The sequence below is a fragment of the Halomonas sp. genome (assembly GCF_041689495.1).
In the GTDB taxonomy this organism is placed as follows: domain Bacteria; phylum Pseudomonadota; class Gammaproteobacteria; order Pseudomonadales; family Halomonadaceae; genus Halomonas.
In genome coordinates, this window is record NZ_JBDNGD010000514.1 from 1 (window position 1) to 11,110 (window position 11,110).

The window sequence follows — 11,110 nt, forward strand, 5'->3', positions numbered from 1 at the left end:
GTACTTGACCACGAGTATCATGAAACTCAAATTGTTCACATACTCGTGTGGCCAGATCAGTTCTGTGGGAGGTCTCTTTGCTCTTCAGTAGATTACGAATGTATTCTATGTTTGAGGGTTCCGAGAGTGTTCGCTTGATTTTATTTTGTATATGCATTCCCAAAGCATGCGTTAGTCAATGCATTTTGTCCAGTTGCTGCTTGTGGGTAAAAGGCAGGGCTAGCGGGGTTTCATCCTGCGCACGGCCGTCCAGCAGCGGGCGGCGGTGATCAGGTTGTCGCGCACCTCTAGGATCTCCATGCGAATGTTGCTGATCTGCAGACAGGCAGGCCCGTCGGGGAAGGATTCGAGATGCTCCAGGATGAGGCCATTCATGGTCTTGGGCCCGTCGGTGGGTAATTGCCAGCCCAGGGCCTTGTTGATGTCACGGATGTTGGCCGTGCCGTCGATCACATGGCTGCCGTCGTCCTGAAGATGGATTTCCTGATTCTGGCCCGCCACGTCGGTGGTGAATTCCCCAACGATCTCCTCGAGGATGTCCTCCAGGGTCACCAGGCCCTCCACGTCACCGTATTCATCGACCACGATGCCGATGCGGCGCTTTTGCTTCTGGAAATTGAAAAGCTGGGTGTGCAGTGGCGTCGACTCGGGAATGAAGTAAGGTTCGCGGGCTTCCTGGACGATGGCTGCCTTGGTCACCTCACCGCGGGAGAGGAATCGGGCGGCATTACGCAGGTGCAGCATGCCGATGATGTTGTTGATATCACCCTTGTAGACCGGCACGCGAGTATGCTGGCTGGTGCGTATCTGGGCCAGGATGTCTTCCAGGTCATGGTCAAGGTCGATACCGATCACCTCGTGGCGGGGCACGAGGATGTCGTTCACCGTGACGTTCTCCAGATCGAGGATCGACAGCAGCATCGCCTGGTGACGATAGGGGATCAAGGTGCCGGCTTCGTGGACCACGGTGCGCAATTCGTCACGGGTCAGATCGTCGCTGCCCCCTTCGATCTGATTGACGCCGAGCAGGCGAAGCAGGCCGTTGGAGATGGTGTTGACCAGCCATACCAGGGGGTACAGCAGCTTGAGCAGTGGCTCGAGGACGACGGAAGCCGGATAGGCAATATATTCCGGCTTGATGGCGGCGTAGGTCTTGGGCGTCACCTCGGCGAAGATCAGGATGGTGATGGTCAGCAGGGTGGTGGACACCACAGGACCTGTGACCTCACCGAAATAGTGGATGGCGATGATGGTCGCGATGGAGGCGGCGAGGTTGTTGACGAAGTTGTTGCCGATCAGTATCACGCCGATCAGACGATCCGGGCGAGACAGGAGTCGCATTACCCGTTGGGCGCGCGACTCGCCGCTGTTCGCCTGGTGGCTCAGGCGGTAGCGGTTGATGGACATCATGCCGGTCTCGGAACTGGAGAAGAAGGCGGAGAGACAGATGAGCAGGAACAGCAGGCCGAAAAGCAATCCCAACGGGAAGTCGTCGCTCAAGTCAAAGGATCCTCGGTGGCGTGTCAGTCCTGATTTGTATGCACTTCGTCAAGCAGTGTCAAGGTAACCTGCCGGCGGTGGGTGCTTCAGCCGCGGTTGATGAGCACTTCCAGAACGAATTTGCTGCCGAAGTAGGCCAGCAAGAGGATCGCACAGCCCCCCAGGGTCCAGCGCACCGCCCGCATGCCACGCCAGCCGAGCCGATGATGGCTGAACAGCAGGGTGGCGAAGATGACCCAGGCCGCCAGCGACAGGATGGTCTTGTGGGCGAGATGCTGGGCGAAGAGGTTATCCAGAAAGAGGATGCCGCTGGCGATGGATACTGTCAGCAGCGCCATGCCGGCCCAGATCAGCTCGAAAAGAATCCGCTCCACGGTGGTGAGCGGGGGCAGGGACTGGACGATGCCTCGGGTACGGTGATGGCGTAGTGCCTGGTTCTGTAAACCGAAGATGACCGCCTGGACGGCGGCGATCGACAGCACTGCGAAGGCCAGCGCCGAACTCAGCGCGTGCAGGGCGATACCCGGGGTGATCATGCTCGAGCCCTGATCGGTGCCGTTCAGGCCGACCGAGAGCAGCAGGGTCACTCCGGCGAGAGGAAAAAGGGCGACGGCGGCGTTGAGCACCGGCTTGAACAGGCTCACCAGGATCAGCAGCAATACCACCAGGGCACCGAGCAGGATGGCGCTGGTGGAAAGGCTCGACGCCGATAGCGCGCCCAGCTCGGCGAGAACGATGATCAGCGCGAGATGGAAGATTAGCCCGAAGGCGCCCATGGACCTTACCAGCAAGGGGTTCTGGGGCAGCCGGTGCGTCAGCGCCAGTCCTTGCCAGGAGGCGGCAGCGATATAGAGAATGAAGGCCAGGATGGCCAGGGTGAGCGCCTGCATCGATTGCTTCCCATGCGCATTCGCGCGCGCCAGTGATAATGGATGTGTCAGTGTGTCGATACTATACCCAATCCCCCAGGTGGCGGACAGACCGCAGGCGAGTCCCGATGGCTCATGGAGGCTCGACGCCGCAGCGCGTATAATCATCGGTCAATCGAGGGCCCTGGTACGGAGAGGCCAATGTTCCAGAATCTCAGTGAGCGTCTTTCACAGACGCTGAAGTCGATCAAGGGTCAGGCGCGCCTGACCGAGGACAACGTCAAGGACACCTTGCGTGAGGTGCGTCGAGCCCTACTCGAGGCGGATGTCGCCCTGCCGGTGGTCAAGGCCTTCATCGACCGCGTACGCGAGCGTGCCGTGGGTCAGGAAGTGTCCCAGAGCCTCTCCCCGGGGCAGCAGTTCGTCAAGATCGTTCAGCAGGAACTCGAGGCGATCATGGGCGAGGCCAACGAGGGTATGACCCTCAAGGGCTCCCCCGCCGTGGTGCTGATAGCCGGTCTGCAGGGGGCGGGCAAGACCACCTCGGTGGCCAAGCTGGCGCGCTACCTGCGCGAGCGCGAAAATAAGAAGGTGCTGGTGGTCTCGGCGGACGTCTACCGTCCGGCGGCCATCGACCAGCTCGAGACCCTGGCCCGGGAGGTCGAGGTCGACTTCTTCCCGTCGCGTTCCGACCAGCAGCCGGTGGCCATCGCCGAGGCGGCCATCAAGCATGCCAGGATCCAGTTTCATGATGTGGTGATCGTCGATACCGCCGGTCGCCTGGCCATCGACGAGGCGATGATGGCCGAGATCCGTGCCCTGCATGGCGCCGTGTCGCCCCATGAAACCCTCTTCGTGGTCGATGCCATGACGGGGCAGGACGCCGCCAACACGGCCAAGGCCTTCCATGAGGCGCTGCCGCTGACCGGGGTAATCCTCACCAAGGCCGATGGTGATGCCCGGGGAGGCGCGGCACTCTCCGTTCGTCATATCACCGGCAAGCCGATCAAGTTCATGGGGGTGGGCGAGAAGGTCGATGCCCTCGAGCCCTTCCACCCGGACCGGGTCGCATCGCGAATCCTCGGCATGGGCGACGTCCTGTCGCTGATCGAGGAGGCCGAGCGTACCGTCGACAAGCGCAAGGCCGAGCAGCTGGCCAGGAAGGTCAAGAAGGGTGATGGCTTTGACCTCGAAGACTTCCGTGACCAACTGCAGCAGCTCAAGAAGATGGGCGGTATGGGAGGCTTGCTCGGCAAGCTTCCGGGCATGGGGCAGATGGCCGAGATGGCCCAGGGCCCAGGCCCCGAGAAGGAGCTCGGCAAGCTCGAGGCGCTGATCAACTCCATGACGCCCCACGAGCGCCGTCGACCCGATATCATCAACGGCTCCCGCAAGCGTCGCATCGCCGCCGGTGCCGGCCTGCAGGTGCCCGATCTCAATCGCCTGCTCAAGCAGCACAAGCAGATGCAGAAGATGATGAAGAAGGCCGGCAAGAAGGGCGGAATGCAGAAGATGATGCGTGGCATGCCCGGCATGATGGGCGGTGGCGGTCCGGGTGGCCCCGGTGGTATGGGTGGGCCCGGCGGCATGCCCCGGCGGTAGTGCTCATGCGGTAGTGTCCTGGCGTTAGGTAGATAGTACCGCCGCCCAAGGAGGGGTTCACAGCGCCTCCTCGATGGTCCGGCACCCCGGGGCCTGTAGCCGGAGAAGCCCCGAGCTTCTGCCTGGTACTGCTTCCCGAAAAAGGTTTCCAACGCGAACGGTTTTCCGTAGAATGCGGCCTCCTTACTGTCAGGGCGCTGTACGCTCGCGTCTGGTGACGTGACCGAACGACTGAAGTCGGGCCTCGGGCCCGCTTCTCGAACAGACATTCAGCGGATATCAACCGTTTTGCAACGCAATGTTGGAGGTGTGCGGCCCAGCGCCGCTGCCCGGCAGCGTTAACCGTAACCTCAACCGAAGGACAGACTACGCCATGGTTACCATTCGTCTGGCACGTGGTGGCGCCAAGAAGCGTCCCTTCTACCACCTCACCGTGACCGATTCTCGCAATGCACGTGATGGCCGTTTCATCGAGCGCTTGGGTTTTTTCAACCCGATCGCCCGCGGTCAGGAAGAGCGTCTGCGTGTCGACCTGGATCGCATCACCCACTGGCAGAGCCAGGGTGCACAGCTTTCCGCTCGGGTCTCGGAACTCGTCAAGGAAGCGCGCAAGCAGGCCTGAGTGCCTGACTTGTCAGCCCGAGGATCCAGGGGTCGTCGATGAGCGATGTCACGCAGGCTCGGCAAGACGATCACGTGGTGCTGGGTAGGTTGACCAGTCCCCATGGTGTCAAGGGCTGGGTGAAGGTGTATTCCTACACCAGCCCCATGGAAGGTATTCTCGAGTACGGGGATTGGGTGCTTCGCCAGCAGGGGCGCCTGCGTCGTCACCGCCTGGTGCAGGGCCGTCGACACGGCAAGGGCCTGGTGGCCTGCCTTGAGGATGTCGATACCCGAGAGGGCGCCGAGGCATTGGCCAATGCCGAGATCCTGTTTCCCAAGGCCGACCTTCCCGCACTCGCCGCCATCGACTATTACTGGTACCAACTCGAGGGATTGAAGGTCGTGACAAGGGATGGCGTCGTTCTCGGTTCCATTGCCTACCTCTTCGAGACCGGTGCCAATGACGTCATCGTCGTCAAGGGGGATGGTGATCAGTCCGTCGATGATCGCGAGCGGCTGTTGCCCTTCCTGCCGGATGAGGTAATCGTCGAAGTGGATCTCGACGCCGGCGTGATGATCGTCGATTGGGACCTCGAATTTTGAGTATCGCGCCACCGGCCATGTGGATCGGGATCGTTTCGTTGTTCCCGGAGATGTTCGAGGCGATCACTCGCCATGGCGTCACCGGGCGGGCCGTCGAGAATGGCCACATCGCGCTGGAGTTCTGGAATCCGCGTGATTTTGCCACCGACCGTCATCGTACCGTGGATGATCGCCCCTATGGAGGGGGTCCGGGAATGCTGATGAAGGTCGATACCCTTCGCTCGGCGATCCAGGCGGCACGCGAGGGTGCCGAGCAGGCCACCGGGTTGCGGCCGAGGGTGATCTATCTGTCGCCCCAGGGACGTCGACTCGACCAGGCCGGGGTGCAGGCGCTTGCCGCCGGACCACCGCTGGTGGTGGTGGCGGGGCGCTACGAAGGCATCGATGAGCGTGTGGTAGAGAGCGACATCGATGAGGAGGTGTCGATCGGTGACTATGTGGTCAGCGGTGGTGAGCTGCCGGCCATGGTGCTGATCGATTCCGCGGCAAGGCTGGTGCCCGGTGTGCTGGGCCATCAGGACTCCGCGGTCGAGGACTCCTTCAACGACGGGCTCCTGGATTGCCCGCACTACACGCGTCCCGAGGAGATCGACGGGCGTGGAGTGCCTGGAGTCCTGCTGAGCGGCCACCATGGAGCCATTCGTCGTTGGCGTTTGAAGCAGTCTCTGGGGCGCACTTGGCAACGTCGCCCCGATCTGCTGGAAGGCAGGACCTTCAGCGCCGAGCAGCAAGCGTTGCTCGAGGAGTTCATCGAAGAAGACGCCCTGTCTACCAGCAGGTTAGGGCGGAGGTGCAGGACGCGAGACGTTGAGGGCTGAGCCTTCGGGCAACCCCCGCTGCGGACCTGTGTCACTTACAGCACCCGCGCTCTCGAGTCTCGTCTCGGGTGTCGGGGTCACGGTGCCTTCCCCGGATATGGGGGCATCAGGTAATCGAGGAGTGGTTGTCATGAGTAGCAAGAACAAGGTGATCCAGGCGCTTGAAGCCGAGCAGATGGGCAAGGAGATCCCGGCCTTTGCCCCGGGTGATACCGTGGTCGTCCAGGTCAAGGTCAAGGAAGGCACCCGTGAACGCCTCCAGGCCTTCGAGGGCGTGGTAATCGGCAAGCGTAACCGTGGCCTGAATTCCGCCTTCACTGTGCGCAAGATCTCCCACGGTGTGGGTGTCGAGAGGACCTTCCAGACCTATAGCCCGCTGGTCGATTCCATTGCCGTCAAGCGTCGTGGTGATGTCCGCCAGGCCAAGCTTTACTACCTCCGCGAGCGCAGCGGCCGTTCGGCACGTATCAAGGAAAAGCTGGCCTGAGTCACCCGCCTGTCGGGCTGTGGTGCACGGCAAGCGTCGCTGCACTGATCGCGAAACCCCGTTACCGCTGCCGCGGGGCGGGGTTTCGTTGCACAAGGGGATGACATGCGAAGCGTCGAGGAAGAGCGGACTGCCCTGATCGATGCCTTCCTCGACGGTCTCTGGCTCGAACAGGGGGTCAGTGACAATACGCTTTCAGCCTACCGCCGGGATCTGGTGGCCTGGGCGACCCATCTGGAGGGCATCGGCGAATCCCTGCTGAGACAGGATGCCGGTGCCCTGCCGGCCTGGCTCGATGAGCGCCGAGCCTCGGGTTACCAATTGCGCAGCAACGCCCGCCTGCTGTCCAGCCTGAGGCGCTTCTACCGCTGGGCCCTGGCTGAGGAAATGATCGCTCAGGATCCGCTGGTGGAGGTGAGGCTGCCTCGGGTGCAACCGGCACTGCCGAACACCCTGGAAGAGGACGAGGTGGAACGCCTGCTCGCCGCGCCGGATGTCCGCACCGACCTGGGTCTGCGCGACCGTGCCATGCTCGAGGTGCTCTACGGGGCCGGCCTGCGGGTGTCCGAACTGGTGGGCCTGACCACCGATGCCATCAATCTTCGCCAGGGAGTGGTGAGGGTGCGCGGTAAGGGGGACAAGGATCGCCTGGTGCCGCTGGGTGAGGAGGCGGTCCATTGGCTGGAACGCTACCTGAGTCATGGCAGGGGCGGGCTGATGACCGATATCACCCGCCCGGCCTTGTTTCCGGGGCGCAGTGACAGGGCGATGACGCGCCAGACGTTCTGGCACCGCCTCAAGGTCCATGCCCTCGTTGCCGGCATCGACAGGCCGCTGTCGCCCCACACCCTGCGACACGCCTTCGCCACTCATCTATTGAATCATGGGGCCAATTTGCGTGTCGTACAGTTGCTGCTCGGTCACAGCGATCTCTCGACCACGCAGATCTACACCCATGTCGCGCAGGTACGACTGGAAGCCCTGCACGCCGATCATCATCCTCGAGGTTGAATCATGACACGACGTTTCTTCGCGGGCCTGCTGGCCGCTTCCCTGGCCCTGCCGATCGCGCAGGCCGATTCCGATTCCGCACAGCGCCTGGCCGACTCTCTCGAGGTCAACGGCCAGCTCATGCCGGTGGTGAGCGTTCGCGAAACGCCCATGGCGGGTATCTTCGAGGTGCGCCTGGAAAACGGCGAAACCTTCTACAGCAACGCTACGGGCGACCATTTCCTGGTCGGTGATCTCTACCAGAATGCCGACACCGGCCTGGTCAACCTGACCGAGCAGGGCCGCAACGGCGAACGCGCCGCTCGCCTGGCGCAGGTGGCAGAGCAGGACCGGGTGGTCTTTCGGGGTGACGGCGAGACCCGGGCGACGCTGATGGTCTTCACCGATACGACCTGTCCCTATTGCCGCCAGTTGCACGAGGAGGTCCCCAAGCTCAACGAGATGGGCATCGAGGTCCATTACCTGGCTTTTCCGCGCACGGGCATGAAGGGCGAGGGGGCTAGGGTGATGCAGCAGGTCTGGTGCGCCGATAACCCGACAGAGGCCATGAGCGCCGCCAAGCGCGACGAGCGCCTCGAGAGTGGCGGAAGCTGCGACAATCCGGTCGAGGAGCAGTATCAGCTAGGCTTGGAGCTTGGCGTTCAGGGCACGCCAGCGATCGTCCTGCCCGATGGACGCCTGGTGCCGGGTTACGTGCCGGCGGAGCGCCTGGCCGATATGCTCGGCCTGAAAGAATAAGCGCCGTCGCCAATGAGCGAGGTGGCAGAGACCCGGGCAAGGGGCGCTGCCAAGCGATGACACACGCCAGAACACACGTCAGAAGACAAGGGGAACGACATTGAAACCGGTGAGAGTGGGAATCTGTGGCCTGGGGACCGTCGGCGGCGGCACCTTCAACGTGCTGACACGCAATGCCGACGATATTGCCCGGCGGGCGGGGCGGCCGATCATCATCGAGCAGGTCGCCTACCGCAGTCTCAATCCCGAGTGTGATATCACCGGCATCAAGGCCACCAAGGATGTCTTCGAGGTGGCCACCAACCCTGACATTGATGTGCTGGTCGAGCTGATCGGCGGCTATGACCTGGCCCGTGAACTGGTCTTGACCGCCATTGCCAACGGCAAGCACGTGGTCACCGCCAACAAGGCGATGATCGCCGTGCACGGCAACGAGATCTTCAAGGCGGCTCACGAGCAGGGTGTCATCGTCGCCTTCGAGGCTGCGGTTGCCGGCGGCATCCCGGTCATCAAGTCGCTGCGCGAAGGCCTGGGCGCCAACCGCATCGAGTGGGTCGCCGGCATCATCAACGGCACCGGCAATTACATCCTCACCCACATGCGTGAAGAGAAGCGGGCCTTCGAGGACGTGCTCGCCGAGGCGCAGGCGCTGGGTTACGCCGAGGCCGATCCGACTTTCGATGTCGAGGGCATCGATGCCGCCCACAAGCTCACCATCCTGGCGTCCATCGCCTACGGCGTGCCGCTGCAGTTCGACAAGGCCTTCACCGAGGGTATCTCGCGCATCACGGCAGAGGATATCGAGCAGGCCGACAACCTTGGCTATGTCATCAAGCACCTGGGCATCTCCAAGCGTACCGAGGCCGGGCTGGAACTGCGGGTGCACCCGACGCTGATTCCCAAGCAGCGCTTGCTGGCCAGTGTGTATGGCGTGAAGAATGCCATCGCCATCATGGGCGATGCCGTGGGTCCGACGCTCTATTATGGTGCCGGGGCCGGCGCGGAGCCCACCGCCTCTGCCGTGGTGGCGGATCTGCTGGACGTCGCACGCGACATCAGTACCGATCATCACTATCGGGTTCCCTACCTGGCCTTCAGTGGCATCGGCGACGAGGTCAACAAGCTGCCGATCATGCCCATGGAAGACATCGTCACCGCCTACTATCTGCGCCTGCTGGCGGTGGATCGCCCCGGCGTGCTGGCCAGGGTCGCGACCATCCTCTCAGAGCAGGGCATCTCCATCGAGGCGCTGATCCAGAAGGAGGCCACCGAGGGCGAGCTGGTGCCGATCATCCTGCTGACCCACCGCACGCGCGAGAAGCAGATGAACGAGGCCATCCGACTGATCGAGTCGCTGGCCGACATCGCCGGCCCGGTGACGCGCATTCGCGTCGAGTCGCTGGACGAGCAGGAGTAAGCCATGCGCTATATCAGTACCCGCGGTCAGGCACCTGCGCTCTCCTTCGAGGAAGTCGTGCTCACCGGCATGGCAAGCGATGGTGGCCTCTATGTCCCGGAGACCGTGCCCCGACTCAGCCATGAGGACCTGGCCGAGATGGCAGGGCTCTCCTATGCCGAGATCGCCTTCCGGGTCATGAAGCCCTACATCAACGGCGAGATCGACGACGCGACCTTCCGCGAGATCGTTCGCGATGCCTACGCGACCTTCAGCCACGACGCCGTGGTCCCGCTCAACCAGCTCGATGCCAATCATTTCCTGCTGGAACTATTCCATGGCCCGACCCTGGCCTTCAAGGACGTGGCCCTGCAGTTGCTGGGCCGACTGCTTGACCACTTCCTCGAGCAGCGCAACGAGCGCGCGGTGATCATGGGGGCGACCTCGGGGGATACCGGGTCCGCGGCGATAGAGGGCTGCCGCCACTGCGACAACCTGGACATCTTCATCCTCCATCCCTATCAGCGAGTCTCGGAGGTGCAGCGTCGCCAGATGACCACGGTGCTGGCCGACAATGTCTTCAACGTCGCCATCGAGGGCAACTTCGATGATGCCCAGGCCATGGTCAAGGCGAGCTTCGCCGACCAGTCGTTCCTCAAGGGTGCTCGGCTGGTGGCCGTGAACTCGATCAACTGGGCGCGGATCATGGCTCAGATCGTCTACTATGTGGCCTCCGCGGTAGCCCTGGGCGCCCCCCAGCGCTCGGTGAGCTTCTGTGTGCCCTCGGCCAATTTCGGCAACCTCTTCGCTGGCTACATGGCGTATCGGATGGGGTTGCCGGTAGAGCGCTTCGTCATCGCCACCAATGCCAATGACATCCTGCACCGCACCCTGGTGGACAACGACTTCTCGAAGCGGGAGCTGGTGGCGACCCTGGCGCCCTCCATGGATATAGTGGTGTCGTCCAACTTCGAACGCTTGCTGTTCGAGGCCTATGAGCGTGATGGCGACGCGGTGAGAGACCTGATGGGTCGCTTCCAGGCCGAGCCTGCGGTCCTGGCCGAGGCGCCGCTCTCGCGGTTGCGAAAGATGTTTGCCAGCCACCGGGTGGATGATATCACCATCCTCGAGGTGATCCGCGAGGCGCATCATCGTACCCAGGAGATCCTCGACCCGCATACTGCCACCGGCTATCGTGCGGCCGAGCGTGAGCGAGGTGACCCCGGAGTGCCCATGATCACGCTGGCCACGGCCCATCCGGCCAAGTTCGCGGAGGCGGTGGTCAAAGCGGGCTTTCCGGGCGTGCCGCTGCCGCCGCACATGGACGACCTGCTGGAGCGTGAGGAGCGTTATACATTGCTGTCCGCCGATCTCGCCGCCGTCCAGCAGTTTGTCGCCGAAAACCGTCGATAGGTAGTCTTCGACGCTCGGGGCTGATCCGAGCTCGGGCCACCGTCGCCGGGGAGGCCCTTTGGGGTCAGAC

11 protein-coding genes are annotated in these 11,110 nt (G+C 62.8%); 9 read left to right on the forward strand and 2 right to left on the reverse strand.

Annotation, left to right across the window (positions count from 1 at the left end; genetic code table 11):
• Positions 1-219: 219 nt before the first annotated feature.
• Together ACESMD_RS15270 and ACESMD_RS15275 are read right to left on the reverse strand one after the other, a co-directional pair.
• Complete coding sequence (locus ACESMD_RS15270; protein WP_372614648.1) at positions 220-1,500, reverse strand: HlyC/CorC family transporter; 1,281 nt, start codon at positions 1,498-1,500, stop codon at positions 220-222.
• A gap of 86 nt (positions 1,501-1,586) precedes the next feature.
• Positions 1,587-2,390, reverse strand: a complete 804-nt coding sequence (locus tag ACESMD_RS15275; protein WP_372614650.1) for an inner membrane protein YpjD — start codon at positions 2,388-2,390, stop codon at positions 1,587-1,589.
• A 180-nt stretch (positions 2,391-2,570) separates the two neighbouring features.
• Here ACESMD_RS15275 and ffh point away from each other — a divergent pair, with 180 nt between their 5' ends.
• The 9 genes from ffh to thrC all read left to right on the forward strand — a co-directional run bounded on the left by ffh (position 2,571) and on the right by thrC (position 11,040).
• Positions 2,571-3,971 (forward strand): signal recognition particle protein, encoded by a 1,401-nt coding sequence (gene ffh / locus ACESMD_RS15280; RefSeq protein WP_372614652.1) that lies wholly within the window; start codon positions 2,571-2,573, stop codon positions 3,969-3,971.
• A 373-nt stretch (positions 3,972-4,344) separates the two neighbouring features.
• Entirely contained in the window at positions 4,345-4,593 is a 249-nt protein-coding gene (rpsP, locus tag ACESMD_RS15285) for a 30S ribosomal protein S16 (RefSeq protein WP_372614654.1), read from the forward strand.
• A 38-nt stretch (positions 4,594-4,631) separates the two neighbouring features.
• Entirely contained in the window at positions 4,632-5,177 is a 546-nt protein-coding gene (rimM, locus tag ACESMD_RS15290) for a ribosome maturation factor RimM (RefSeq protein ID WP_372614656.1), read from the forward strand.
• Positions 5,178-5,194: 17 nt separating this feature from the next.
• Entirely contained in the window at positions 5,195-5,995 is an 801-nt protein-coding gene (gene trmD / locus ACESMD_RS15295) for a tRNA (guanosine(37)-N1)-methyltransferase TrmD (protein WP_372614668.1), read from the forward strand.
• A gap of 130 nt (positions 5,996-6,125) precedes the next feature.
• Positions 6,126-6,482 carry a 50S ribosomal protein L19 gene (gene rplS, locus ACESMD_RS15300; RefSeq protein ID WP_372614658.1) on the forward strand — a complete coding sequence of 119 codons (357 nt, stop codon included), beginning with the start codon at positions 6,126-6,128 and terminating at the stop codon, positions 6,480-6,482.
• Positions 6,483-6,587: 105 nt separating this feature from the next.
• Positions 6,588-7,493: a site-specific tyrosine recombinase XerD gene (gene xerD / locus ACESMD_RS15305; protein WP_372614660.1), complete on the forward strand. Its 906-nt coding sequence runs from the start codon at positions 6,588-6,590 to the stop codon at positions 7,491-7,493.
• Between the two features lie 3 nt (positions 7,494-7,496).
• The gene (locus ACESMD_RS15310; protein WP_372614662.1) at positions 7,497-8,231 is read left to right on the forward strand and encodes a DsbC family protein; all 735 of its coding nucleotides are present in this window, start codon (positions 7,497-7,499) and stop codon (positions 8,229-8,231) included.
• A gap of 100 nt (positions 8,232-8,331) precedes the next feature.
• A complete protein-coding gene (locus ACESMD_RS15315; protein WP_372614664.1) occupies positions 8,332-9,648 on the forward strand; it encodes a homoserine dehydrogenase in 1,317 nt (438 codons plus the stop codon).
• A gap of 3 nt (positions 9,649-9,651) precedes the next feature.
• Entirely contained in the window at positions 9,652-11,040 is a 1,389-nt protein-coding gene (thrC, locus tag ACESMD_RS15320; RefSeq protein WP_372614666.1) for a threonine synthase, read from the forward strand.
• Positions 11,041-11,110: the final 70 nt, after the last annotated feature.